Annotated in this window: 25 protein-coding genes; 13 read left to right on the top strand and 12 right to left on the bottom strand. The window is 39.8% G+C overall.

Going from position 1 to position 25757, the window contains the following annotated elements:
- The first annotated feature begins 165 nt into the window (after positions 1-165).
- A complete protein-coding gene (locus B1202_RS01980; RefSeq protein ID WP_078188876.1) occupies positions 166-555 on the top strand; it encodes a hypothetical protein in 390 nt (129 codons plus the stop codon).
- 128 nt (positions 556-683) lie between these two features.
- Here the strand turns inward: B1202_RS01980 and rhlB are convergent, their stop codons facing one another.
- Complete coding sequence (rhlB, locus tag B1202_RS01985; RefSeq protein ID WP_078188878.1) at positions 684-1835, bottom strand: ATP-dependent RNA helicase RhlB; 1152 nt, start codon at positions 1833-1835, stop codon at positions 684-686.
- Positions 1836-1934: 99 nt separating this feature from the next.
- Positions 1935-2147, bottom strand: a complete 213-nt coding sequence (locus B1202_RS01990; protein ID WP_005014923.1) for a cold-shock protein — start codon at positions 2145-2147, stop codon at positions 1935-1937.
- Positions 2148-2560: 413 nt separating this feature from the next.
- On the opposite strand from B1202_RS01990, the gene B1202_RS01995 reads away from it, so the two are divergent.
- From B1202_RS01995 to B1202_RS02020, 6 genes are all read left to right on the top strand, one after another.
- Positions 2561-2755 carry a sulfurtransferase TusA family protein gene (locus tag B1202_RS01995; RefSeq protein WP_078189214.1) on the top strand — a complete coding sequence of 65 codons (195 nt, stop codon included), beginning with the start codon at positions 2561-2563 and terminating at the stop codon, positions 2753-2755.
- 143 nt (positions 2756-2898) lie between these two features.
- Complete coding sequence (rpoH, locus tag B1202_RS02000) at positions 2899-3768, top strand: RNA polymerase sigma factor RpoH (RefSeq protein ID WP_078188879.1); 870 nt, start codon at positions 2899-2901, stop codon at positions 3766-3768.
- Between the two features lie 170 nt (positions 3769-3938).
- Positions 3939-4304: a DUF423 domain-containing protein gene (locus tag B1202_RS02005; protein ID WP_078188880.1), complete on the top strand. Its 366-nt coding sequence runs from the start codon at positions 3939-3941 to the stop codon at positions 4302-4304.
- 56 nt (positions 4305-4360) lie between these two features.
- Positions 4361-4558: a sulfur carrier protein ThiS gene (thiS, locus tag B1202_RS02010; protein ID WP_078188881.1), complete on the top strand. Its 198-nt coding sequence runs from the start codon at positions 4361-4363 to the stop codon at positions 4556-4558.
- 12 nt (positions 4559-4570) lie between these two features.
- On the top strand, positions 4571-5356 hold the full coding sequence (locus B1202_RS02015) for a thiazole synthase (protein WP_078188883.1): 786 nt from the start codon (positions 4571-4573) through the stop codon (positions 5354-5356).
- Between the two features lie 180 nt (positions 5357-5536).
- Complete coding sequence (locus tag B1202_RS02020; protein WP_143221549.1) at positions 5537-6109, top strand: hypothetical protein; 573 nt, start codon at positions 5537-5539, stop codon at positions 6107-6109.
- An 82-nt stretch (positions 6110-6191) separates the two neighbouring features.
- Here the strand turns inward: B1202_RS02020 and B1202_RS02025 are convergent, their stop codons facing one another.
- On the bottom strand, positions 6192-6803 hold the full coding sequence (locus B1202_RS02025) for a glutathione binding-like protein (protein WP_078188886.1): 612 nt from the start codon (positions 6801-6803) through the stop codon (positions 6192-6194).
- A 215-nt stretch (positions 6804-7018) separates the two neighbouring features.
- Between B1202_RS02025 and B1202_RS02030 the strand changes: the two genes are divergently transcribed.
- The 3 genes from B1202_RS02030 (at position 7019) to trmB (ending at position 11583) form a co-directional block, all read left to right on the top strand.
- Entirely contained in the window at positions 7019-8461 is a 1443-nt protein-coding gene (locus tag B1202_RS02030; protein WP_078188888.1) for a SulP family inorganic anion transporter, read from the top strand.
- Positions 8462-8750: 289 nt separating this feature from the next.
- Positions 8751-10691, top strand: a complete 1941-nt coding sequence (locus B1202_RS02035; protein ID WP_078188890.1) for a sensor histidine kinase — start codon at positions 8751-8753, stop codon at positions 10689-10691.
- A 175-nt stretch (positions 10692-10866) separates the two neighbouring features.
- Positions 10867-11583, top strand: a complete 717-nt coding sequence (gene trmB, locus B1202_RS02040; protein ID WP_078188891.1) for a tRNA (guanosine(46)-N7)-methyltransferase TrmB — start codon at positions 10867-10869, stop codon at positions 11581-11583.
- Positions 11584-11688: 105 nt separating this feature from the next.
- Here the strand turns inward: trmB and B1202_RS02045 are convergent, their stop codons facing one another.
- From B1202_RS02045 to B1202_RS02070, 6 genes are all read right to left on the bottom strand, one after another.
- Complete coding sequence (locus tag B1202_RS02045) at positions 11689-13305, bottom strand: GMC family oxidoreductase (protein ID WP_078188892.1); 1617 nt, start codon at positions 13303-13305, stop codon at positions 11689-11691.
- A 215-nt stretch (positions 13306-13520) separates the two neighbouring features.
- On the bottom strand, positions 13521-14204 hold the full coding sequence (locus tag B1202_RS02050; RefSeq protein ID WP_078188894.1) for a class I SAM-dependent methyltransferase: 684 nt from the start codon (positions 14202-14204) through the stop codon (positions 13521-13523).
- Between the two features lie 62 nt (positions 14205-14266).
- The gene (locus tag B1202_RS02055; RefSeq protein WP_078188896.1) at positions 14267-15043 is read right to left on the bottom strand and encodes a Rossmann-like and DUF2520 domain-containing protein; all 777 of its coding nucleotides are present in this window, start codon (positions 15041-15043) and stop codon (positions 14267-14269) included.
- Between the two features lie 227 nt (positions 15044-15270).
- Positions 15271-15483 (bottom strand): hypothetical protein, encoded by a 213-nt coding sequence (locus B1202_RS02060; RefSeq protein ID WP_078188898.1) that lies wholly within the window; start codon positions 15481-15483, stop codon positions 15271-15273.
- Between the two features lie 332 nt (positions 15484-15815).
- The gene (pepN, locus tag B1202_RS02065) at positions 15816-18425 is read right to left on the bottom strand and encodes an aminopeptidase N (RefSeq protein ID WP_078188900.1); all 2610 of its coding nucleotides are present in this window, start codon (positions 18423-18425) and stop codon (positions 15816-15818) included.
- 355 nt (positions 18426-18780) lie between these two features.
- Complete coding sequence (locus B1202_RS02070) at positions 18781-19056, bottom strand: hypothetical protein (RefSeq protein ID WP_078188902.1); 276 nt, start codon at positions 19054-19056, stop codon at positions 18781-18783.
- Between the two features lie 496 nt (positions 19057-19552).
- On the opposite strand from B1202_RS02070, the gene B1202_RS02075 reads away from it, so the two are divergent.
- The 3 genes from B1202_RS02075 (at position 19553) to thiM (ending at position 22003) form a co-directional block, all read left to right on the top strand.
- Positions 19553-19816 carry a hypothetical protein gene (locus tag B1202_RS02075; RefSeq protein ID WP_078188903.1) on the top strand — a complete coding sequence of 88 codons (264 nt, stop codon included), beginning with the start codon at positions 19553-19555 and terminating at the stop codon, positions 19814-19816.
- Between the two features lie 148 nt (positions 19817-19964).
- Positions 19965-21122 (top strand): hypothetical protein, encoded by a 1158-nt coding sequence (locus B1202_RS02080; RefSeq protein ID WP_078188905.1) that lies wholly within the window; start codon positions 19965-19967, stop codon positions 21120-21122.
- Between the two features lie 11 nt (positions 21123-21133).
- Positions 21134-22003 (top strand): hydroxyethylthiazole kinase, encoded by an 870-nt coding sequence (thiM, locus tag B1202_RS02085; protein WP_078188907.1) that lies wholly within the window; start codon positions 21134-21136, stop codon positions 22001-22003.
- A 100-nt stretch (positions 22004-22103) separates the two neighbouring features.
- Here thiM and B1202_RS02090 read toward each other — a convergent pair whose 3' ends face one another.
- The 3 genes from B1202_RS02090 to B1202_RS02100 form a co-directional block, all read right to left on the bottom strand.
- Entirely contained in the window at positions 22104-22655 is a 552-nt protein-coding gene (locus tag B1202_RS02090) for a hypothetical protein (RefSeq protein WP_078188909.1), read from the bottom strand.
- 19 nt (positions 22656-22674) lie between these two features.
- Positions 22675-23403: a hypothetical protein gene (locus B1202_RS02095; RefSeq protein ID WP_078189215.1), complete on the bottom strand. Its 729-nt coding sequence runs from the start codon at positions 23401-23403 to the stop codon at positions 22675-22677.
- 383 nt (positions 23404-23786) lie between these two features.
- Complete coding sequence (locus B1202_RS02100; protein WP_078188911.1) at positions 23787-25307, bottom strand: TerC family protein; 1521 nt, start codon at positions 25305-25307, stop codon at positions 23787-23789.
- Between the last annotated feature and the right edge of the window lie 450 nt (positions 25308-25757).

Here is a 25757-nt window from a genome sequence, read left to right on the forward strand (position 1 = left end):
ATAACTTACTCTAGAATGTTTACATCAGACTCGGTGCTTATTTGTTAAGTCAGCTTTCTTCACAGATTTACTATAAAAAAACCGCATAACTTGTACAGCAGCTCCCTGTTCTATAAGAAATTTTATGTTCAAATAAATCAAATTGTTTCTAACTCGGGGCACCGCATGAAAAAATTCAACAAAACTGTTGCCATTGTTAGCACGCTAAGCGCGACTGTGCTTTTAGCTGCATGTACATCTACGCCAACAAAATCTTTAGCGATTCAAAAACCAAATAATCAATATGAAGTGACTGCCGTAGGTAAAACCAGTTTAGCGGCAAAAAATAATGCAATTGCAGCAGCAAATAGTACCTGTGGTAAAAATGCGACCCCTGTCGTGGTTGATGAAAAGCAAGAATACAACGGAGTTTTAAAAGGCGTGGTCGATGAAAAGACAGGTCAAATGATTCAGGCTGCAGCTGGCGTACTTGGTACCATTACAGGAAATAGCGGTAGCATCAGCAAAGATGATGATTACCAAACTGTACTAACCTTTAGTTGCCGTGCAAACTAAAACGTTAGTCTCTGATGTCGTTTTGTCATTAACTCAAAATGAAATTGTCGTTATGAAATAATTGTTTTGAAATAGTCAATATGAAATAAAAAAGCCTGCAAATCTGCAGGCTTTTTTAGAAGCAAAAATTAGCAATAACCATCTAAACGGGTTAAAGGTAATTTTTGACCAATGGCTTTTTCAATTTCAGGTAGTGAAAAAGCATCATCTTCCGACAAGAAACTGATACTCACACCACGAGTACCTGCACGACCTGTACGACCGATACGGTGTACATAATCATCAGACTGTTCAGGAAGTGTGAAGTTCACCACATGAGAAACACCATCCACATGGATACCACGACCCGCAACGTCTGTTGCAATCATGATGTTATGTTGACCATTTTTAAACTGATCAAGCATTTTCAAACGTTTATCTTGAGCAATTTCACCTGACAACATCACCACTTTATAACCGTCTTTTTTGAGGTGATCATAAAGTTTACGTACTTGATCACGACGGTTGGCAAAGATCATGACCTTTTCAATTGGTTCATCACGTAAGATGTCTTCCAACAATTTATATTTATCAGACTTCGCCACCATGTAGACACGTTGCTCAACGTCTGCATTGGTTTTCTTTTCAGGCTCAATTTCAACTGTAACGGGTTCAAACAACCACTGCTGTGCAAGATTGAGCACGTCATAACTAAACGTCGCAGAGAACATTAGTGTTTGGCGTTGTTCTTTACGTGGTGAGAAACGCACAATACGTTTCACTGAAGGAATAAAGCCCATATCTAAAAGACGGTCAGCTTCATCAATCACTAAGAATTCAATTTGATCGAGCCAAACTTCTTTTTGTTCCACAAAGTCAATTAAGCGACCTGGAGTTGCAACCATAATGTCGACAAAATTACGGTTTAATAGATTTTTTTGTTTATCGAAATCTACTCCACCCAATAAAGTCATGACATTGAGATCAGTATATTTCACTAATTCTTTGGCATCACTTTCAATTTGCAATGCAAGCTCACGGGTTGGTGCAAGAATCAGTGCACGCGGTTCACCGCGGAAGCGTTGTTCTTTAATTGGATTATTCAACAGATCATTAATCACGCTGACCAAGAAAGCAGCTGTCTTCCCAGTACCAGTTTGAGCACGGCCAATAGCGTCATGTCCAGCCAATGTAAATTTTAAAACCTTTTGCTGAATAGGCGTCATATCCTTAAAACCCAAAGCATCAATGGCTTTTTTAAGGTTCGGATGTAAATTTAAGGTTTCAAAACCTGATGACATATAGATGTGCCCTAAATGAATAATCACAAAATTATCGAAGCATTATAAACAAAAAACGCCCCAATTTACATTGGAGCGTTTCTGAGTACATTTAGACGATTAGTCTAAAGGTTGTACTTCTTCAGCTTGGAAGCCTTTTTGACCTTTAACAACGCTGAATTCTACGCGTTGGCCGTCACGAAGTGAACGGTGGCCTTCGCCCATAATTGCGCGGAAATGAACGAATACGTCGTCGCCGCCGTTACGTTGAATAAAGCCAAAGCCTTTAGTGTCGTTGAACCATTTAACAACGCCTTGTTCACGAGCTGTCATAAGTTAATCCTTATCGTATTTAAAAAAGAAGGACCACCCGGTGTTGCAAACAGCAGACCAAACAAGGTTAAAAAATATTTTTATTTCTAAGCTTGTAATCATTCTGTAAAACTATCAACAAAATCCCGGTTACATCCAAATATATCAAGAGTTAAGAGGCTTCACAGCCAACAAAAATCTTAACAACGCAACGAGCTTAACACGGGTTTACCGCAAATAATAGATTTTTTTGATCTATTTTCCTTTTGAATATTCTTATTTTTTCACATCGTTTGAGTTATAAATCACAAAGGATTTTTGCCTATTTTAGGTTGGGATTTGGCACTGTATTTGCTAATATTTCCATTGAAATGTAAACATGTTGGATCTGCTTCGTGAGTGACAGCCAAAATTCGCTTTTAACTGTAGATGCCATGGGTAAACCATGCCCGATGCCACTATTGATGCTCAAAAAAGCTTTAAAGAAAAGTCCAGACCAATCTTTATTGTTAAAGTCATCCGATCCGCACAGCCAACAAGATGTATCACGATACTGTCAAATACATCAGTTAAACTGTGAAATGCGTAAAATTTCAGATTCTGAGTTTCATTACTTAATTGAATCTTAAAAAGATTCAGTTAAACTAAATTGCTTCATAATTGAATAAAAGTTTACATTTCTATACCCAATTTTCCATAATTTACGGAAATATTGGATTAAGATGAATCTTAGTTATTGGGCTTATCCATTTTTAGTTCTCAAGGAGAAAACATGAGTGACAGCAGCAATCAATTGATGCCCCTGTCATTATCGGCACCTGGGGTGAATCTTGGTGCTTATATTAGTACTGTTAATCAGATTCCAATTTTATCGGCCGAACAAGAAAAAGAGCTGGCCGAGCGTTATTATTATGACCAAGATTTAGACGCAGCTAAAATGCTGGTGATGTCGCATCTTCGTTTTGTTGTGCATATCGCACGTAGCTATGCAGGCTACGGTTTGCCACAAGGTGACCTGATTCAAGAAGGTAACTTGGGCTTAATGAAAGCGGTAAAACGTTTTGACCCAAACATGGGCGTACGTCTTGTATCTTTTGCTGTGCATTGGATTAAAGCAGAAATTCATGAATATGTGATTCGTAACTGGCGTATTGTCAAAATTGCGACCACTAAAGCGCAGCGTAAATTATTCTTTAATTTACGTAGCTTAAAAAAGTCATCTAAAAAATTAACTTTGGCTGAAGCACAGTCGATTGCCAATGACTTAAATGTGACACCCGAACAAGTCTTAGAAATGGAAGGCCGTTTAACCGCTTATGATGCTGCATTTGAAGCTCAAGGTGATGACGACGATGAAGGTTCGACTCATGTCGCTCCTGCCCTTTATCTCGAAGATAACCGTTATGACCCTGCGCGTTTAGCGGAAGATGAAGATTACGAAGAACAAAGCACTTCAGCTTTACATGAAGCCATGGATCAACTGGATGACCGTTCACGCAACATCTTACAACGTCGCTGGTTAGATGACGAAAAGTCGACGCTGCATGAATTGGCGGCGGAATATAATGTATCTGCTGAACGTATTCGTCAGTTGGAAAAAAATGCGATGGAAAAAATTAAAGTCGCAATGTCCTCAAACTAAGTTGAAGGCTTTTCCAGTCATTCTAAAAAAAGAGCATTTCGATGCTCTTTTTTTATTTCTTAAAAATGTCAAAGGACAAACTGCAACACAAAAACTTTGGGCATTTTTGCTTTAACCCAGCGCGCTAAATATGCTATGGTTATGCGCAAATTTTGTTAAGGTGAATGCACATGTGGATTGCCATTTCCGCACTTAACTTAGCTTTTGCTGTGATGCTTGGTGCCTTTGGTGCACACGGATTAAAAGCTCGCGCGACTGAAGCCCAATTGGCTTGGTGGCAAACTGCAACGGACTATTTCTTTTATCATGCACTGGGCTTACTTGCCCTCGCGATCTTATCCAAAGTCATTCCCCAACTTCCAATAAAAGCCAGTTTCCTGCTTATACAAATTGGTATTTTCTTCTTCTGTGGTTCTTTATATGTGATGGCTCTTGGCTTACCACGCGGTCTCGGTGCCATTACCCCGATTGGTGGAGCGCTGATGATTGCTGGATGGCTTATATTGGCATGGAATGCGTTTAAATACGCAAAATAATCAACAGCAGAATTGGCCTTACTCAATAGGTAAGGCAGTAAGAACGGAATCCACAAATGCAAATCTATTTAAACGGCGAAGCTACACAAACCGAATGTATCAACCTCTTGCAATTGGTTCAACAATTACAATTGGAAGGCAAACGCTTCGCTGTTGAAAAAAATGAAATGATCATCTCGAAAAGTAAATTGGAACAAACCCCAATTGTTGAGCAAGATCATATTGAAATTATTCATGCCGTAGGTGGCGGCTAAAATGGAGCTCCCATGGAAGATACACCCCTAATCATTGGTTCACGTACATTTAATTCACGACTTTTAGTTGGTACAGGTAAGTACAAGGACTTAACGGAAACTGACCAGGCCATTCAAGCCAGTGGTGCTGAAATTGTGACCGTTGCCATTCGCCGTGTGAATATTGGTCAGCATCCAGACCAACCAAACTTGCTTTCAGTGGTTCCACCTGAAAAATATACGATTTTGCCAAATACAGCGGGTTGTTTCGATGCGAACAGTGCGGTCCGTACTTGCATGTTGGCACGTGAACTATTAGATGGCCACAATCTGGTTAAACTTGAGGTTTTAGGCGATGAGAAAACCCTATATCCAAATATTACCGAGACTTTAAAAGCTGCACGTACATTAATTGACGATGGCTTTGAAATCATGGTTTATACCTCAGATGACCCAATTGTGGCGCAAGAACTGGAAAGCATGGGCTGTGTAGCCATTATGCCTTTAGGTAGCCTCATTGGCTCAGGTTTAGGTATTCTCAACCCACACACCATTTCGATCATTAAAGACAATGCCAAAGTACCTGTTTTGGTGGATGCTGGTGTAGGTACAGCAAGTGATGCAGCGATAGCGATGGAATTGGGCTGTGATGGCGTATTAATGAATACAGCCATTGCAGCAGCTCAAAACCCTATTCTAATGGCTTCAGCGATGAAAAAAGCAGTTGAAGCCGGTCGTGAAGCATTCCTAGCAGGACGTATGCCGCGTAAACGCATGGCAAATGCCAGTTCACCTGAAACCGGATACTTCTTTAAATAAGAACTCATTCACGGTATAAAAAAGGACTCTATTGAGTCCTTTTTTTGATTTTAAAAACTGATAACAATGAAAATATCCCATATATTTTATACTTTGAGTCTTAGTGCCGCATCTAGTTGGCTGTCAGCCCAAGTGCCCAGCACAGCCAAATCACTTGCACCTCAAGGTTGGAACATTTTGATGGCTACGACTGGCGACCTAAACAAAGATCAAATGCCAGATATTGCGATGATCGTGGAAAAACAAAAAGTCGATGTGGCGACCTATGATGACGATGGCAAAGTTGTTCATAACCATCCACGAAAACTCATCGTATTTTTTAAAACCGCAAAGGGATATCAACGTATCGTTGAAAACAACAGCATCCCTGTCGCTCAGCAACCGAATTCATGCCTACTAGACCCACTTGCTGAAGCAGAAGACATCCAAATCAGTAAAGGCAATTTACTCGTTCATTTTAGTTATTTTATGGCTTGTGGTGGCTGGGAATGGCCCCGACATAGTTATACCTTCCGTTGGCAAAATCAACGCTTTGATCTGATTGGTTTTGATTACAATAGCTTTCACCGCGCTTCTGGTGAAGAAACATCGAAAAGCTATAATTTTTCGACCTTAAAACGTAAGGAAATTGTAGGCGGCAATATGTTTGAAGATGCCAAAACTCAAACCAAATGGTCAACCTTCAAAGCACCACAGCAACTGACGCTTAAAAATATTAACTTTGATGATTTCTATACACAGTTCGAGTATTAAGCTAAAACTGAGCAATAAAAATCTAGCAAAAAAAAACCGCCAATTTCGGCGGTCTTTTTTTAATTCAATTTGAATACACAACTTAAGGAATTAAACCTTCATCTCGCATCGCAATTTGAACTGATTGACGCTCTGCAACTTTGTTACGCAATGCAATGATATTTTTATATGGCGTTAAATCATGTCCGATGCCATTTGACCAATTTGTCAGTACAAAGAGATAAGCATCTGCTGGCCCAAAGTTATCATCGACCAAATAGTCGTTATCCGATTCACCAATCGCTTTATCGATGTATGTCAATAAACGATCAATTTCTGCATAAGCTTTTTCTTTAGCGTCTGCATCTAGTGGAGCACCAAAGAATACTGCATAAGCATCATGTAATTCTGAGTTCAAATAGCCAAGCCATTCTAAAACTTTGGCACGACCTAAACCTGATGGCGGAATTAAATCTTGTTTTGGATCATGCTGTGCAAGAAACGGTAAAATTGCCACGTTCTCGGTCAGGATCAAACCTGGGTTAATTTCTAATGCAGGTACATAACCTTTTGGGTTGATCTCGTAATAATCTACCCCTTTTTCTGTTTTATGGTTTTTTAGGTCAACACGGACCAAATCAAAATCGACATTAATTTCATTTAAAATTATATGTGATGCTAATGAACATGCACCTGGAGAATAATAAAGCTTCATATCTGATCCTTGTTATGTACTATTCAATGTTTTAAATCTCTTCTGTCAAACTTTCAAGTGATCAAACCTGTAAATTGCAAAAAAGCGTAAATGCTGAAACACATATACTCATTGACTATTGTCCATAATCAAGAAGATTTCAAGTCAATCTGTTATGCATTTTTATACTCAGTTGTTTTAACATAGCCGCGTTTAAGATTTGATGAAAAGTTACCGTGTTACAACTTAAAAAAGAACAATGGTTTTCCAATATTCGTACCGATGTGCTCGCAGGCTTGGTGGTTGGACTGGCGCTAATTCCAGAATCGATTGCCTTTTCAGCCATTGCTGGGGTTGACCCTCAGGTTGGTTTGTACGCTTCGTTTTGTATTGCCGTCACCATTGCCTTTTTTGGTGGTCGTACAGCAATGATTTCAGCTGCTACTGGTGCGATGGCCTTACTTATGATCACTTTGGTCAAAGATCATGGTTTGCAATATCTTTTGGCTGCCACGGTTTTGACTGGTGTGATTCAGATCATTGCGGGCTATTTTAAAGTCGCAAAACTTATGCGCTTCGTCTCGCAGTCAGTGGTGTATGGTTTTTTAAATGCACTCGCGATTTTGATTTTTGTCGCACAGCTACCTGAAATGTCAAAGATGGATAGTTTGGGCTATATCTTTATGCTTTTAGGGCTTGCGATTATTTATCTGTTTCCTCACCTACCGAAAATTGGCAAAGCCATTCCATCACCACTGATTTGCATTATTGTCCTCAGTGGCTTGGCATTATTTTTAGGCGCTGACCTGCGCACTGTGAGTGATTTGGGTAAGTTTCCAGAGACTCTCCCTATTTTCTTGATTCCTGAAATTCCTTTCAATCTTGAAACCTTCACTATTATTTTCCCTTATTCCATCACCCTAGCAACAGTTGGCCTATTAGAAACCATGATGACCACGACAGTGATCAATGAAGTCACTGGAACTGAAGGAGATCGTCATCAGGAATGTCGTGGTCAAGGGATTGCCAATATAGTCAGTGGCTTTATGGGCGGCATGGCTGGATGTGCTATGATTGGTCAGTCGATTATTAATGTCAGCTCTGGTGCGCGAACTCGCCTCTCCACTTTGGTTGCAGGTGTATTTTTGTTGTGCTTAGTGGTGTTCTTAAAAGACTGGTTGGCCTATGTCCCAATGGCTGCCTTAGTCGCGATTATGGTTATGGTATCGTTTACCACTTTCCAATGGAATTCAGTCAAGCAATTTTCAAAGCATCCGATGTCTTTTAATGTCGTGATGATTGCTGTGGTGATCGTGGTGCTTGCAACACATAATTTAGCCCTTGGCGTATTGGTTGGCGTGCTCCTCTCTGCGTTGTTTATTATCAATCAACTGGAAAGCTCGGTAAAAGTCACATCTGAATTTAAAGACAATATTCGTAGCTACACAGTCTATGGACAAATTTTCTTTAGTAGCTCTGAGAGTTTTTATCAATTTTTTGATTTTCAGGAGAGGGTTAGTCATGTACGAATTGATCTGAGCCATGCCCATATTTGGGATATTACTTCCGTCAATATTTTAAAAAATGTCGTGCAAAAATTTGAGTCAAAACAGATTCAAGTTGAGATTTTTGGCTTAAATGAAGCAAGTAGCACTTTGCTTGACCGTGTCAGTGACTAATGGATTTTTGAAATATTCACTTTGAATCAAATCAATTTTCAATAAAGTGTGACCTATTGAAACCCTATGCAGGATGAATATAGCAAAGGGTTTCAATAATCAAAGTCTCATTTGTAATGACATTACATAAAATACTAAGCCTATAAAAAAGAGAAAAATTCACCATTCATTCGATTTAACTGTATAATTCATCTCATAAAATTATAACTATCAAAAATAAAACAAAGATTTGATGTGACTTTCTATTTATTTTTTTAAATTGTGGATACACAAAATTGGGGGAATTTTGATGGTATGGTTTTGGTCACGACACTGCATTCAAGCAAATCGGCTGCTGGTCTTAGCGAGTCTATTTTGCCTGCTATGTTGTATCACTATACCCACTTTTGCTAATCCCACCCCACAGATCTCAAGCAGTCATTGTCCTGTTGAAATTACCCATATTGCCACAGCTAAAAGCGCTGTCGAGCAAGAGCGCCCACGTACAGGTTGGCAAAATCTGCAAAAGCTTCCAGACACTTGGAATAAACGTTGGCCGGATTATCATGGTATCGCTTGGTACAAAATCCAATTTAAGTTGAACTGTGACCTCCATCAGTTAAATCAACCCATTGCTATCGCTATACAAGGCATCACCCAAAGTGGACGGGTTTATATCAACGAAGCCCTACTTTGGCAAGATTACATTTCAGCAGAACATTTTTCACGAAGCCAACATCAACCTAGACTATTGAACTTGCCTAGCTCGAGTTTAAAGCAAGGTGTTAATACCATTTGGGTGCAAGTATATGGTTCGGTGACCCAAAAATCAGGACTCAGTTCAGTTCAAATTGGAGAATACCCGCAAGTCTATGACACCTTTAAAATTTGGTTACTCGAACAACGACAATTAGTCGAACTGAATACGATGATTAATTTCGTCGTAGCTGTGTTCTTTTTTTTAGCATGGCTCGCCAATCGTAATGAAAGAGCCTATTTATGGTTAACCATTACAGGCATGGCTTGGGTATTTTATAGCCTGTGTATTATTTTTAATGGGCCAATTGCATTTCTAACCACCGTACAGGTCGACCGCCTACAAAATATTATCTTCTGTTTTTATACGGTTTTTGGCTGTATTGGTGCGTGGTATTTTGCAAACCATCCCTTCCCGAAAATTCAAAAACTATTATTAAGCCTTGCCACTATCGCAGCGCTCAGTATCGGTTTTGCGCCAGAGGCTTATTTAAAAACCGTCATCCAAATTTGTTTTAGCTTCTTTGTTTTAGTCTTTGTGGCCAAATGTATTAGCTACCCGTACTTGGCGTATAAAGCCAAAATGGCCGAAACCTATTTGCTTGCAACGCTGTATCTGATTTATTTACCGATTGCAGTACATGATGCGCACTTTATGATGACCATGGAAGGCCATGCGCTCTCACCATATACTGGCCCACTAACCACCCTCGTTTTGGGCGGCGTACTGGCTTTGCGTTTAGCTCGACACACCCGTCAAATTGAACGTTTTAATAAGACCTTAACTGAAAATGTACAACGAGCTGAACTGAAACTGGCTACGTCACTTGGTCAACAACATCAACTCGCGCTTGAAAATGCACGACTTCAAGAACGAATTCATTTATCTCATGACTTGCATGATGGTTTAGGCGGATCAATTGTCCGTTCAATTTTATTGTTAGAACAAAATGACAAAATTGAAAAACCACAAATCATGTCAATGCTTAAACTATTCCGTAATGATTTAAGACAAGTCATCGATTCAGGTTCAAGTATAGGGACGAAAGTTCCAGACACCCCGATCGAATGGGCGGCGCCGATTCGCCATCGCTTTGTACAGCTCTTTGAAGAATTAGACATGAGCTCAAGCTGGAAATTTGCTGCCGAATGGATTCACTCACCCTCTGCGACCCAATGTCTCAATTTGACTCGTGTCGCAGAAGAAACCCTGACCAATATTCTAAAGCATAGTCAGGCAAGCAAAGTTCAGGTCAGTTTGTGCGAAACAGAGACTCAACTGATCTTACGTATTGAAGATAACGGTATCGGCTTCAACCCTGACGAAGTTGAGCAAGGCCTACATGTCGGCCTACACAGTATGCAAACGCGAATCCATCGTATCGGTGGCGAATTTAAAATACAGTCACAGCCAGGTTGTACCGTGCTTGAGGCCATTTTGCCGTTTAAGCTTGATGGTGCTGATCGTGCTGATATTGACGATAAAATCGCCTAGCTTAATGTTATTTCATCACTTTTGAGCTGAGCATTTGACTGCACATTGCAAATGCTCAGCACGGCTTCCGTCGGTGAGATTGAGCAAAAAGCGGATTTATTCACGGTAAAAAATTTGACTTGTGCATCTCAGGACTTAAAATACCGCATTCGAATTTTTTACATTTGCCTAAGTTATGTCGAACGATCAATTAGACCAGCACGCAGTAGATCTGGATAATCTAAACGAACACCGTGAAATCGTGACGTTTATGCGCCGCTCTGCGCCACTAAATACTTCGCAACGTACTGCGCTGGAACAATATGGTCATCTAATTTTGGAATACCCTGTTGGTGATTTGCGTCAGCATTTTGAACACCCTGAACGCCCATTAACTGTAGAGATCGGTTTTGGTATGGGCCGCTCTTTGGTACTGATGGCAAAAGCAAATCCAGAACGTAACTTTGTCGGCATTGAAGTGCATGTTCCGGGTATTGCTCAATGTGTGTATGAAGCCGGTCTTGCAGGTTTAACTAACCTTCGAGTGTTGGATGCTGATGCCATCCAAGTGCTACGTGAAATGCCAGACAACAGTATTAATACTGTCCAATTATACTTCCCAGATCCATGGCAGAAAAAACGTCATTTCAAACGTCGTTTTGTATCCCATGACCGTATGCCTTTGGTTGAAGAAAAATTAGAAATCGGCGGCACATTCCACTCAGCGACTGACTGGGAACCGTATGCTGAATGGATGATCGAAGTGCTTGAAGAACGTCCACGTCTTGAAAACCTTGCAGGTAAAGGCAATAGCTACCCTCGTCCAGACTGGCGTCCACAAACTAAGTTTGAACGTCGTGGAATTGAAGCAGGCCATAAAATTAATGACTTCATCTTCAAAAAAGTAAATTAAATTTTGAATGAAGCAAAAAACCACCGTTAGCGGTGGTTTTTTTATTGCGATTTTTGATCTGAGATTTCTCTGTGTTGTTTCAAATCACATAAAAACAAATAACCACTAGGCTACTTGCGCTTGGAGCTGACTTTGTCGAATCATATCCACGGCTTTTTCAGCAATCATCACTGTTGGCGCGTTGGTATTGCCATTCACCACAGAAGGCATAATAGAGGCATCGACGACACGAAGGTTTTGAATCCCGTAGACTTTCAATTCAGGGTCAACCACAGACATCTCATCTACGCCCATCTTACAACTACCGACAGGGTGATAAACCGTATCCACACGCTGACGTAAGATTGCACGTATATCATCATCGGTTTTGACCAGTGAGGTAAACAAATCTTGCTGATAATGACTCGATAAAGACGGCGACATCATCAATTGCTGTGTCAACTTAAAGCCTTGTACCAAATCTTCTAAATCCTGTTCATCCCCTAAAAAGTTTGGATCAATCAATAATGGATCATTTACACTGGAACCACTTAGTTTGATCGTGCCGCGACTTCTTGGGTTGAGCAGACACACATGACACGACAAACCATGGCTTGCATGAAATTTCCGTGCATGGTCATCTACTAACGCCACGACAAAGTGTAATTGCAAATTTGGAATGGCTAAATCGGGTGAAGACTTTAGAAAACCACCGCATTCTGCAAAATTTGAAGCAATCATGCCCCGCCGTTCCTTACGATAGCGACTGATCTGCTTGAACATATCAATTGAGCCGGGTAAGGACAGGCCAAAAGTACCTTGGTATTCTTTGACTTTATAACCAAAAATGAAATCGGGATGGTCGTGGAAGTTCTTTCCTACACCCGGTAAATGGTGCTTCACTTCAATGCCATGCGCTTGGAGTTCGCTCTGGTCGCCTACTCCAGACAACATTAAAATTTGTGGTGACTGCATCGCTCCAGCACTGAGTAAGACCTCTCGTCTGGCTTTTAAGTGTTTCATTTGCCCTGCATGTTGTACTTCTACGCCAGTCGCAACTTGATGCTCTATGGTAATTTTATGCGTTGTTGCTTTGGTCAATACCGTTAAATTTGGCCGATCTAAATGTGGAAATAAGTACGCACGCGCTACACTACAACGCTCTCCATTGATATGCGTAACCTGATAAACCCCTAAGCCTTCTTGTTCAGCGCCATTAAAATCATCGAGAACTTTATGGCCTTGCGCACGAGCCGCTTCGGTATAGCGTTGATGGAAAATATTGTCACTTTGTACATCTGTGACGGACAGAGGGCCGTCATTACCGTGGAATTCATTGTGTATTCTGTTGTTATTTTCTGAGCGAATGAAATAGGGCAAGACCTCATCATATGACCAGCCAGTATTTCCCTGTGCTGCCCATTGATCATAGTCATTTTTATGTCCACGAATATAAATCATGGCATTAATACTGGATGAACCGCCAAGGCATTTTCCACGCGGTTGATAGCCCTTACGACCATTTAAGCCAGCTTGAGGCACGGTTTCAAAGGCCCAATTATTGATCTTGGTCGGAAGGCTCACCACACATGCAGCTGGAATATTGACCGTCCACTGATCACCTTGACCACCTGCTTCTAGTAAGCACACGGATATATTCGGATCTTCACTGAGCCGTGCAGCCAGTACGCATCCCGCACTTCCGCCACCAATCACAATATAATCAAATTCCATTTTTGACATTATTTTCATCCAATTGATTCTTTTTATAAATGCACAATAAGTGATTTAACGCTGACTGAAAAGTTTCTTTTTTAAAATAATGAGCGTGCTACTGTGCAAGAAGGATGAAACTATTGATCGAAATTTTGAGGCAAGCGTCACTCATGCAAGGTAGCAACAATATCTGTCAAAATGATCGATGGATTTAATACACTTAATTTTGGACTTTATTATTTTTAATCCATAGACGTTTTAAAAGCACAGTAAGCTACGTAGCTGAAGATTTGGCTAAAACAGTGGATTTGATCAAAGCCTATTTCCGTTAGTAAACTTTGATAGTGCTGCTGGCTAATCAGTTCAAAATCATCCTCTAAACGCTGCATCATTTTTGTCGCTTGTGAAGCAGATAAACCCTGCATTTGGCAAAACTCAGGCAGGACACGCTGCTCAAAATTCGAATGAGCTTGAATCAAGTCAAAACTTAAAAAAATGCCCTGTGGTTTAAGCAGTTCAAATGCTTTTGCTAAAAAATTCGTTTTCTCTGACAACGGAATGAAGTGCGTCACCAAGATACTCAGCACCGCATCAAAACAACTCGCCTGCTCAAAAGTAGTATGACTGCCCAAAACAAAGTTGACGCGATGCAACTGTCCAGCGGCTTCAACACGTTGGCGTGTTTGATTCAGCATATTTTCAGACAATTCTGTAACGGTAAATGACCATGTTGGATTCAAGACCATGAGATAGCCCAATTCATAACCCGTCCCACATCCAATAATCAATATATGGGCATCTTCAGCGACATGGCAATTCAACACTGCCTGAATCTGTTGATGGACAAGTTCATAGCCGGGAATTAATTTTCGTATATGTGCATCATAACTTTCGACCACTTGCAGACTATTAAAATCTTTTGCCATGTAACATCCTGTTTGACATGTATTTCTAAGCTAATAAATATTCATTGTTCTTTATGGATTGTTTATTTCTGATGATGCCCAAGAATCTGCTGACTCAACATTTCATAGACCGCTTTCAGATCGGCTTGATCAGCTTGCTCAAGCATATTGGCATGCATCTGCATGATATTTTGATCCCCACGCATGGCAGGGCCTGTTTGCATGTTACGTGGTTCAGCCTGAGTAGCTTTATTGGCTGTCTCTAAAATTAAAGGATAAAGTAAGCTAAAATCGACATGTTTTGCATCGACAATCTGCTTTGCCATGTCATAACAATAATTACTAAAATTACATGCAAACACCGCAGCAAGATGCAGACTCAAACGCTGTGCCGAATCATATTGATAAACCCTTTGGCTAATGCTGTTTGCTAAATCTGTAAGTGTCCTCAAATCTGTAGGATCTGCCGCTTCTACAAAGATCGGTGTCAACATCCAGTCCACATCTCGATCTAAACTAAAGGTTTGTAAAGGATAAAACACCCCTGCTCGTGAATGCTGTTGGGTCAGTACCGTGATATTGGTGCTACCAGACGTATGCACAATCAAAACCTGTGGCACATAGGCTATAACTTGCTGAATAACGGTTGCAATCGACTGGTCGCTCACCGCAATAATCAAAAGATCAATCTCAGCATTCAACTCAGTTGGGGTATGAATGGCTTCGGCACCTACACTTGCTGCAAGTTTTTCTGCCTTTTCGAGATTTCGTGCATAAACTTGCACAATGTGATGTTGTGGATGAAGCACATTGAGCAAATGATGTGCAACACGACCTGCACCCACAATACTGATTCGCATATAGTTTTAACTCATTTTGGATGGCTACAGCATGTCAGGAAAATATCCGACGTGCAAATCGAGTCGTATCGATAGAATTATTAATTTTCAATTCTTCGCATCAGTTTTGCTCAGATAAGCACAAAAAAAGGGATTCACTTCATCCCTTTTGCTAGACGTCAATCTAAGTCTGATTCATATCATATCGCTTTCAATCTAGACAATATCCACGATATGCACTTTCGTTTTTAAGACTTACCAATGATCTGATTCAGTGTCTGTAGATAGTGTTCTGCATCTCGGCGCGCATTGAATTTCTTTTCAAATACACCTGTGTTTTGCACACTATTGGGTGTGTATTCTACCGAAACAACAAAGGTATCAAGCAAATCTCTATTAATCCGAATTGCAATAATATGATGTGAGTTTAAATAAAAACCATCATCAACCTTAACTAACATGACTCGCCTCAAAAATCTTGCATAATGAAATAGATAAAAAAATCTAAACATTCAAAAACTTGGATGACTTACCGCATACAGTGAGAGATACGATAAACCAACATCATTGTAACGCTATTATGTGATTTATATTGCAATTATTATGTAATTTAAATGAATAATCAGAGAATAGCATTCAGTTTCAGTCTTCTAAACATGATTAATTTTCAATCTTAGCTAAAGATTGGATAAAAAGACTGGATATAAAAATGCCTGTTGCCATAGCCATGGAAACAGGCTCATTTCAGTACGACTGATTTAACTGAAATCAATCGTACAAAGTGGTTGAACGATTAAACACTTAACATGCTGTTTAAAGTTTCTGACACATTCTTCGATTTCACGACAGGTTTAAGCGCTTCAAGTTTCGCTTTGACTTCACTACGCTGTGGCTCTGCCAAAGTATACCAACGTGACAAAATTTGCAGTAAACGTGAACCGACAATTGGATTCTTCTCATCGAGGAATTTTGCCAATTCAACAATATGCTGCACACCAAAGCTCCAAGTATTGACAGGATTGCTATTTAAGCCACCAGTAACTGCACGGATGCGGTTCGGTACTTTCAAGTCATAGTCAGGATGTGTAGTCAGTGCCTTGATAGTTTCCGCAGTTGCTTTCGGATGAGCCGCTTGCAACATAAACCATTGGTCCATCGACAAGGCTTCATTTTTAAAGCGTGTATAGAAGGCTTCTAAAGCTTGCTGTGCTTGTGGTGCATCATTCCAAACCAATACTTTTAAAGCACCAAGGCGTTCAGACATATTGCCTGTAGAGCTGAATTGTTCATAAGCCAATTCAAATACAGATGCATCGCCTTGACGTGCCATCATGCTCAACATAATGTTTTTCAATGCACGAACACCCATGGCTTGTGAAAACTCTTTCTGCGCATCTGGGTCTAAGGTTGCATAAGTCTCTTTAAAGAATGAACCTAGCTCACGTGCCACACGACTTAACAGTGCTTCACGCTGTTCTTGCACTTTAGCAGGACTGTAGTCGGTATCAATACGGCTACCTAAATAACCCTCTGTCGGTACATCGAATAAACGTGAAGCAAGTAATGGATCACGCTCAACCAATGCTGGTAATGTATTTTGAATGGCTTGAACATAGATGTCGGCATCATGGCCATTTAACAAAATACGTTCTAACAAGGTTTGGCTTGCTTGCCATTGGTTAAAACCATTCGGTTCGTACTGCATGAGGAATGCAAGTTCTGCATCTGAATAGTTAAATTCGAGATCGACTGGTGCGGAGAAGTTACGCAGTAAAGACACAACAGGCTGGGTTTTTACACCGCTAAATGTAATGGTTGCAGTATCGGTATCAAATAAATACACGCCATCTTTAATGCCATTTTCAACCAATGCATTAGAGCTGAGAACTAACTGTTCACCACTCGTCGCATCAAACAATGCCAAAGCCACAGGAATAGGCACTGCTTTTAAATTTGGATATTTTGGATGCGCTTTTAAGCTTTGTTTCAAGCTTAAAGTATAAGTTTGATTTGCAGCATCATACTCACCTTTTGCTTCAAGTTTTGGTGTACCCGGTTGGTTATACCAAATTAAGAAACTCGATAAATCTACACCTGAACCTGCTGTGAGTGCTGCTACCCAATCTTCAACAGTCACGGCTTGACCATCATGGCGTTTGAAATATTCGTCAGTACCTGCACGGAATTTTTCTTTACCCAGTAATGTCGCCATCATGCGGTTAATTTCCGCACCTTTTTCGTACACTGTTGCTGTATAGAAGTTATTAATTTCAACAAAATGATCTGGACGCGGTGGATGTGAAAGCGGGCCTGAATCTTCTGGGAATTGGTGTGCTTTTAACACTGCAACGTCATCGATACGTTGTACCGCAGCAGATTGTAAATCTTCTGAGAACGACTGATCACGGAATACTGTCAAACCTTCTTTTAAACAAAGTTGGAACCAATCACGACAGGTAATACGGTTACCCGTCCAGTTATGGAAGTATTCATGTGCAATCACCGATTGAACGCGCATGATCGCTGCATCAGTTGTATATTCTTCATCAGCAAGCACACAAGAGGTGTTGAAAATATTCAAGCCTTTGTTTTCCATTGCACCCATGTTAAATGCACTGGTTGCCACGATCATATAATTGTCTAAATCATAAGGACGACCATAATGTTCTTCGTCCCAACGCATCGAATGCTTTAAAGCTTCCATCGCAATATGACATTTTGGAATGTCTTTTTCTTCTGCATAGATTTCTAAAGCAACATTACGACCTTCAGACGTCACATAAGAATCTTTGAGTACAGCCAAGTCACCAATCACACAAGCAAAAAGATACGATGGTTTTTTGGTTGGATCTTGCCAAACGGTATAATGACGACCTTCACCGGTTTCACCCGCTTCAATCAAATTACCATTGGCAAGTAATACAGGGAATTTTTTATCCGCTTCGACACGTGTGGTAAATACCGATAGCACATCAGGACGGTCAGGATAATAGGTAATTTTACGGAAGCCTTCAGGCTCGTTTTGGGTGACGAATAGATCGCCTGCCGCTTGGTATAAGCCTTCGAGCTGAGTATTGCTTTCAGGATGAATCACGACTTCGGTTTCAATGACAGCTTGGTCAGGTGCATTTGAAATCACCAGTTGTTCTGCATCTACTACATAGGCATCTGCTGGCAAAACTTGACCATTTAAGCGAATTGATTTGAGTTCCAAATCACGGCCCAATAACACCAAATCCCCTGCCGTTTGACGCTGCATCACTAATTTTGCATTTACATTGGTATGGTCATCAAAGACTTGAATATCTAGATCGATACTATCTACGACAAATGATGGTTTTTGATAATCTTTTAAATAAACAGTTTGGTCTGCTTCGACCACTGGATTTGCCGCAATGTTCATATCTCGTCCTATTCCTTAGTTATTGCTTCATCAGCTTTTTGAACACATTGTGAATGACTTGATCATACGACAAGATGCATAAGCTGTCTTCGCATTTACAATGATTTATATATGGGCTCAGCGCATGTTGTTTTCAATCATCTTTATTGAATAATTTAAAGGCTGGCACATATTTTCGCCATGTTTAAGCAAAATAAATGCCTGAGTTGAGCACAGCTACTGCAATATGCAAATTATTTATCTACATCAAATAAATAAAGCACCTATATACTAGAAAGAGAAAGTACAGGTGCTTTATATCCTTCTGTAACTTCAAATTATTGCGCTCAAACTTTCCTGCTTAAGACTTAGAGGATTATTGATTTGCGAAAATTAAATCGAGCGCGCTGTCATAGTCTGCAGCAAAGTAAAATTGAAATGCCGTGACTTTTGAGGTGAGGAATTGCTGAATTTCTGCCGTCGCACCAGCCACATAAATTTTAGATACTTGATGTTGCTGCGCCAGGCCCAGTAACTCGATCGTTTTTTCTAAAGTTTGATCATGCCCAATAATCAGCGCGCCAACCGTACCCTGTGGCTGCTTATATAATTGCATGCGAGTGATATTGCTGTTTTTAAGTGCGTCTGACATATGTATTCCATACAAAGAAAGGATAAAAAAAGATCAAAACCTTTAGAAATCACGCTAAATCTTACTATGTATCAATTTCAGTAGATGCCGCCTGATTTCAATTCTAGAAGTAGAGATCATTAAAAATTATAAGCTCAATATATACAAATATACTTTTCAAATCCAATCGCTTAGGTGATTCCCTCCAAAAAGCACCTAAGCTCTCAAATAATCTCAGTCTTCTAATTTGGATTTGATTGCATACTTCTGTTTAAACCATGCACCAAGATGTTTCATTTTCAACAGTTTAAGCATTTTTGAGAATTCATCAGAGATAGCCCTACGCATCAATATTATTTTGTTACTTTTCAATTAATGATTTATTTTCAATATCTTAGTAAATAAATATACAGTTTATCTGCTTTAAAATCCCTACTCAAAACATTTGAGCATGCGTTTTGCTTCTACTTAATTGCCAAAAGCAAAATATTCAGGCTAAAACAAAAAGAGGTGCATTATGTTTATTAAAGAACACATCATCCGTATTGAAAATATGAAGACCCTGCAAGCGCTTGATGCTGCAAATATCGACCATCAGGTGATTGCAATGTTTATGACCTGCGAAGGGATTCCACTCAAAGCTTTTGAAGTCAGTTCTCTACTTAACTCATATAGTGCATTAGGCACTAAAAAGGTTACGTCTAAAAAAGTGCAAGCCTTAATACAAGCCAAACAACTTGGAGAGGAGGACGAATCGATCCCATGCCCAGCCGCCTATTAATAATCCATTCTGACTAAAAGCTGCATCATCACTATGCAGCTTTTTTCATTTGTCGACATATCGCCTGAGCTGCCGCAACTAAATTGCAAACCCGTCTTTAAACAGAGATGTGTATAATCAATTTAACCTTTCAAGAAACGCTGGCAACATGTTCAATATTCTACGCAAACAAATGGATGAAAGTACGCAATGCCCGTTGTGTCGTGCATCTATGTATTGGGTAGATGCTGAAAAATTAGATGAGCAAGAATTTAATTTTTACCAGTGTAGCCACTGTCATCATCAAATATTTCCAGAACAGCAATACAACTGTCATTGTGAAAACTGTCAGGCCGCGCGAAAAAAACTACTGAAAGAAACCCGCTTACAAGAACAGCGTAAACTCAAAAATAAAGATATCATTGAACGTGAATTAAGTGAACTGAGTTTTTTACAGAAACTCTTTTTGTTGGCTTTATTGGATAATCACGTCCAAGAACATACGGCGCATCAAGAATTTATCGACTGGGACACGATTAAATATCACAACATCAGCCCAAATTATCTCTTTCAACAGTCGCTTAAAAAGCATCTCGTGCATGAGCAAATTTTGATTGTGAAAGATGATGCACTACAAGCTGAACAGTATTATATCAATGTCCGTTTGGATGGATATTCAGAGCCCAGTCTTTTTAGCGTAGCGCAGCAACTCCGCCATTGGTTTTATGAAAATTTAGCTCTGGGTGTTCCGTTTAAAAGTGCTGACGAAGTGAAAGAATGTTTGTATCTCCTACTGTTTCAAGAAATTGTCCAATTCATGCAGTTTTACTGTAAGACATGGGGGATTCAAATTGCAGGGAATAAAAGCTTTCAAGTGTTCTGTTATCGCCTACTCGACCATCTAGCGGTTGGGCAGATTTACTATATGATTCAGTCAGCACTCGAATACCTACATAAACAAAAAGCTTTGCAAGTACGTAATGAAAACTTCATTAACACCAATCTATTAAAAAAGACCTTACAGCAATACCGTGAACGTGGCTTACAGGAAAAATGGGAAACCTTTACCCTCCCTCGTCCGCCACAATTACCGTTTAGTAAAATGAGTGAAATTTTGCTCTTCAACTTTTTAGGACTCGATGAAAGTATCTTTGTGCAACCGATACGCCATGCTTGGAAAAAAATCGAACCTCGCTTAAATTTTTACTCCACAAAGCGCTGCATGTACTGTGGTTCACAAGAGCTCTCTGTCGATTATGATGCCGCAGATTATGTGACCCTGTTCTGCCGTAATTGTAAACATCAAGACCATTACTTCACCCGCTAAGGGAGAAAACGATGAATCAATCTGAAAATTTTGAAACGACCATGAACAGTGAATTGACTGACTTAAATAGCCCGCTTTTGCAAAGCGTCATCAATGCGTGGATTGAACTTCAATCCAAACAACCTTTGGTACATATCATCACCAATGCAGTCGCGAGCAATTATGTGGCCAATGTCCTTTTGGCTGCAGGTGCTTCTCCTGCAATGATTGACAATCCCTTTGAAGCCGAAAGCTTTGCCTCAATTGCCAGTGCATTGAATATCAATTTAGGTACGCCAACGTCTGAACAAATGCAGGCCATGCAAATTGCTGCACAAACCGCACAAAATTTAAATAAACCTTGGGTGCTTGACCCTGTCGGTTATGGCCCCGTTTTGCCGTGGCGATCTGAAATGGTTGACCAATTACTCCAATACAAACCAAGTATTATTCGCGGCAACGCATCAGAAATTAGTGGTCTTGCAGGTAATCAAGGTGAATCACGCGGTGTCGATAGCACGCTCAATAGTGCCGAGATTTATTTAAATGCTGTGCCCTTGTTAGAACACTGTGAATGTGTGGCAATTTCAGGCGAATCAGATTTCATCTTATCGAAAGAAATGAATGCAGTGATACAGATTAATGGTGGGTCTTACTTACAACCCAAAGTGACGGCTTCTGGCTGCGCTTTAGGCGCATTAACAGCGGCGTACTGCGCCGTAAGTGAATCGCTAACTGCTGGCACGGTCGCAGCACATTTGCACTTTGCGATTGCGGGTCAAAAAGCCTATGAAATTAGCTCAAGTGTCGGCAGTTTTAATGTTGCATTTTTAGATGAAATTTATAGTCTCAATGAAGATGATTTCAATCAACTTGCCAACATGCAAATTTATGCACTATGAAGCTATGATAGCTTAAGAAAAACAAAAACAGCTTGAGTAAAAGGCTCAAGCTGTTCAGGGTTTCATGCTGTTTTTGAATAATTAGAACACGTCTAAAAGCTTACTGTGCCGTACTATCACTTGCAGCATTGGCATCAAACATTTCTGAATCTTCGATCATTTCTGTTGGATTACTCAAAATCATGTCGAGGTCATAGTCCCCCGCATAAACAATATTTTTGATTTTTGAACAGTCGCCACCACTCATTTCATAATTTAAGACTTTGGCTTCATCACCAATTTTAAACTCAGCACGAACGACGTTTTTATTTTCATCAAAACTCAGTTTAGGCTGAACGCCTTTTTTCGAATCTTGCTGCGGATCTTGGCTATCCGTGAATATATCAAAATCCACATTACACACTTGTTGCGACTGCTTACAGTTAATTTCTGCTTGCATACGTTCCGCTAACGATGGCTCAAAATAGGCAGCAAGTTGATCTTTACTCAAAGCATGTAATTTCAACTCTTGGTCATAAATTTGTTTGACCAGTTTTTCCGGTGCAACACATTTCTGCGATTGCTCTTGTACTTTTTGCTCTGCAGGCTGACACGCCGTTAAAAAGATTGCCGCACCGAAACCGAATAATCGATATATCGTCATTTGTCGCATAACACATCCATGCCCATCATTAAACTGCCCGCCCAACTGCCAAATTCATACTTGCTTCAAAAATAGTTGAAACATTTAATTTACAAATACACATTAAACCCATGCCATCAAAATAATCTGGCACGTGCTGCATAAAAAATTGAACATGTTCATCAGATTTTTTCCGTAGCCGAACCAACTGCTCAGGCGTCACCTTCGGTAAATCACAACGATGAACAAAAATATCCTCAGCCCGATGCTGCACATCATGCTGACGGATTTTATAACTGTTTAAAACATCCGCATACTCAGTGGGCATCGGGACACCGTGCCTTGGATAAAACTTAACAGAGCGCGAGGCAAATAATGTATATACCTTTGGTTGTGCCAATGTAGCCACAAACCACATCGGAATCGCTGGAAATCGAATCTGATGCTGCATCGCCACTTTAATCGCCGAGTTTAAGGTCAGGTTTTTCCGACGATAATCAACCAATACCCCAGCTCGTGAATTAAAAATAAAAATCGGTCGATTGTTATGCATAATTTTTAATATACGCACAATGTTTTGCCCGATCAGTTTATCCTGCTCAAAATACTGAATAATTGGTAATGCGACAATATCGGGGTCGTGCATGTATTGATAGAGTTGCTCAATTTTCGAAGTCGGGAAAATACATTGATCAAACTCCCAGAGCCGTTGAAACAACTCATGTTTTTCTTCAGTCGTGAGTTTACTAAAATCAATGATATTCTCAGTGATCGCCATACCAACACCCATTTTTTAATGGATTAACTTTGAATTTCTTCAAAGTCCCTAGTTATAAAGTTTTCAAAAACGATATTTAAAATGAAATAAAATTATTAATAGATCATCTATGATGATTAAAACCCCGAGTTAAAAATGAATCTTTATTTAACCTCATGCTTTTTTAAAACCAACCATATCAATATTTTTTTACTTTTGAACCGTTTTTTAGCCCTCTAAAAGCTCAAAAGTTGCAGCGTTTTTTGACTGTTACATCATGTAAATATAATACGTTTTAACATCATGAATTACAGCCCCCTTGGATAGGATTTCTTATACTTTCTAGTCATACAAAAAAAGACAGCTTCGAAAAGCTGTCTTTGAGTTATTTTAAAATTTAAGCATTAAGCTTGGTAATAGATATCGACCGTTTTAATGCGGTTTTCATCCATTGCCGTAACTTTAAATTGGATGCCTTTAAAATCAACCACAGTCCCGACTTCAACATTGCCGTGAGTCTGATCTAAAATGAGGCCTGAAACACTAATATAACCATCATCTTCTTCGATCAAATCCAGCATTTCCAATTCAAGTTCTAACTGATACAGATCGAGCATGCCTGAAGCTTTCCAATGTTCATCATCGATTTTAATCAAATCAAGTTGTTCATCCGCATCAGGGAATTCACCAGCAATCGCTTCAAACACATCGAGTGGTGAAATCAGACCTTGTACCGCACCAAACTCATCCGTAACCAGCACCAAAGAGCCTTTAGAAGTCCGCAAGGTATTAATTGCATCAATCACCTTCATTTTTTGGAAAATAAAGATCGGACGATGACGTTTAATCAATGCTTTTAGATCATCTTCACTGTCTAAAACATCAATAAGTTCTTTCGCGCGGACAATACTAATCACTTTATCCAAGCTACCACGACACACAGGGAATAAACTGTGCGGCACTGAAAGGACTTGCTCACGAATTTGCTCAGGTGTGTCATTTAAATCCACCCAAGAAATTTGATTACGGGGAGTCATGATCGACGCTACTGAACGCTCTGCAAGCGTCAATACACCACCAATCATGTAACGTTCTTCGTCTGCAAAGGTTTCTTGCGCTTGATTACCGACTTGATCGGCTTCTAAGCGTCCACCCATCAACTTTAAAATACTATCCGCAGTACGGTGACGTAATGGAATTTTCGCTTCGTGTTTTTGAGCATTACGCTGGCTAAACTGGTTAAAGGCTTCGATGATAATCGCAACACCAATACCTGAGTAGATATAGCCTTTCGGAATGTGGAAACCAAAACCTTCTGCAATCAAACTAATACCGATAAGCAATAAGAAGCTTAAGCATAGGATCACGACGGTTGGATGTCGGTTTACAAAGGCCGTTAACGGTTTAGATGCAAGTAACATCACTGCCATTGCCACAATCATTGCAGCCATCATGACATAAATGTTGTCGACCATACCGATTGCTGTAATGACCGAGTCCAGAGAGAAAACCGCATCTAAGACAACAATTTGCGCCACGACTGCAGTAAAGCTCGCATAAGCCACTTTTGTTGTCACTTGAACTTCTGGTTTACCTTCTAATTTCTCATGCAGCTCTGTGACCGCCTTATAGACTAAGAACAATCCACCGAACAATAAAATGAGATCTCGACCAGAGAATGTCCAATCAAAAACGGTAATCAGGGGCTTTGTTAATGTGACCAACCAAGAGATTGCAAATAACAATCCTAATCGCATAAATAATGCGAGTGAAAGACCAAGTACGCGGGCTTTATCACGTTGTTCTGGAGGGAGTTTTTCTGCCAAAATGGCAATAAAGACTAGGTTATCAATCCCTAGTACAATTTCTAAAATAATTAATGTAAGTAAACCAACCCAGATTCCAGGATCTAACAAAAATTCCATTAGCTCTCTTCCTCATTCTGGATTGTAAGAATATCTTCAAGCAGACCAACGCACGGCGACGGATCCATAAATTTAACCTGTGTAACTAGAGACCATTCCATTATGCACAATCTTGCGCATTTGTAATGTATTCAAGCATATTTTTTCGCATCAACAATATGACAAAATGTTAAAAAACGCTGAATGCATTACAAATCGAATGGCCGATATAAAATACACTTCTAGATGTTAAAACCTACTTTTTGAGACATCCGCTTCCACTTTAAAAAAAGCTTGAATTCACCTGACTTTTAATTAAATGTAATTAAATACGTTGTATGAGATTGTATGACAAATCTAATGAATTATTTATTTCAACCTTTTGGTAAAATATATTAATATTCAATTTAAATTAAAAACTTATTTATTTTCACTACACTATCTCTATTCCCAACTTTGCTTTTATTCTCT

Origin of the sequence: Acinetobacter amyesii (assembly GCF_002018365.1) — a bacterium.
GTDB lineage: Bacteria > Pseudomonadota > Gammaproteobacteria > Pseudomonadales > Moraxellaceae > Acinetobacter > Acinetobacter amyesii.

Coding starts and splice junctions, on each gene's coding strand:
- B1202_RS01980 (WP_078188876.1), top strand. CDS start 166: ATGAAAAAATTCAACAAAACTGTTGCCATTGTTAGCACGCTAAGCGCG.
- rhlB (WP_078188878.1), bottom strand. CDS start 1,835: ATGTCATCAGGTTTTGAAACCTTAAATTTACATCCGAACCTTAAAAAA.
- B1202_RS01990 (WP_005014923.1), bottom strand. CDS start 2,147: ATGACAGCTCGTGAACAAGGCGTTGTTAAATGGTTCAACGACACTAAA.
- B1202_RS01995 (WP_078189214.1), top strand. CDS start 2,561: ATGGGTAAACCATGCCCGATGCCACTATTGATGCTCAAAAAAGCTTTA.
- rpoH (WP_078188879.1), top strand. CDS start 2,899: ATGAGTGACAGCAGCAATCAATTGATGCCCCTGTCATTATCGGCACCT.
- B1202_RS02005 (WP_078188880.1), top strand. CDS start 3,939: ATGTGGATTGCCATTTCCGCACTTAACTTAGCTTTTGCTGTGATGCTT.
- thiS (WP_078188881.1), top strand. CDS start 4,361: ATGCAAATCTATTTAAACGGCGAAGCTACACAAACCGAATGTATCAAC.
- B1202_RS02015 (WP_078188883.1), top strand. CDS start 4,571: ATGGAAGATACACCCCTAATCATTGGTTCACGTACATTTAATTCACGA.
- B1202_RS02020 (WP_143221549.1), top strand. CDS start 5,537: ATGGCTACGACTGGCGACCTAAACAAAGATCAAATGCCAGATATTGCG.
- B1202_RS02025 (WP_078188886.1), bottom strand. CDS start 6,803: ATGAAGCTTTATTATTCTCCAGGTGCATGTTCATTAGCATCACATATA.
- B1202_RS02035 (WP_078188890.1), top strand. CDS start 8,751: ATGGTATGGTTTTGGTCACGACACTGCATTCAAGCAAATCGGCTGCTG.
- trmB (WP_078188891.1), top strand. CDS start 10,867: ATGTCGAACGATCAATTAGACCAGCACGCAGTAGATCTGGATAATCTA.
- B1202_RS02045 (WP_078188892.1), bottom strand. CDS start 13,305: ATGTCAAAAATGGAATTTGATTATATTGTGATTGGTGGCGGAAGTGCG.
- B1202_RS02050 (WP_078188894.1), bottom strand. CDS start 14,204: ATGGCAAAAGATTTTAATAGTCTGCAAGTGGTCGAAAGTTATGATGCA.
- B1202_RS02055 (WP_078188896.1), bottom strand. CDS start 15,043: ATGCGAATCAGTATTGTGGGTGCAGGTCGTGTTGCACATCATTTGCTC.
- B1202_RS02060 (WP_078188898.1), bottom strand. CDS start 15,483: ATGTTAGTTAAGGTTGATGATGGTTTTTATTTAAACTCACATCATATT.
- pepN (WP_078188900.1), bottom strand. CDS start 18,425: ATGAACATTGCGGCAAATCCAGTGGTCGAAGCAGACCAAACTGTTTAT.
- B1202_RS02070 (WP_078188902.1), bottom strand. CDS start 19,056: ATGTCAGACGCACTTAAAAACAGCAATATCACTCGCATGCAATTATAT.
- B1202_RS02075 (WP_078188903.1), top strand. CDS start 19,553: ATGTTTATTAAAGAACACATCATCCGTATTGAAAATATGAAGACCCTG.
- B1202_RS02080 (WP_078188905.1), top strand. CDS start 19,965: ATGTTCAATATTCTACGCAAACAAATGGATGAAAGTACGCAATGCCCG.
- thiM (WP_078188907.1), top strand. CDS start 21,134: ATGAATCAATCTGAAAATTTTGAAACGACCATGAACAGTGAATTGACT.
- B1202_RS02090 (WP_078188909.1), bottom strand. CDS start 22,655: ATGCGACAAATGACGATATATCGATTATTCGGTTTCGGTGCGGCAATC.
- B1202_RS02095 (WP_078189215.1), bottom strand. CDS start 23,403: ATGGCGATCACTGAGAATATCATTGATTTTAGTAAACTCACGACTGAA.
- B1202_RS02100 (WP_078188911.1), bottom strand. CDS start 25,307: ATGGAATTTTTGTTAGATCCTGGAATCTGGGTTGGTTTACTTACATTA.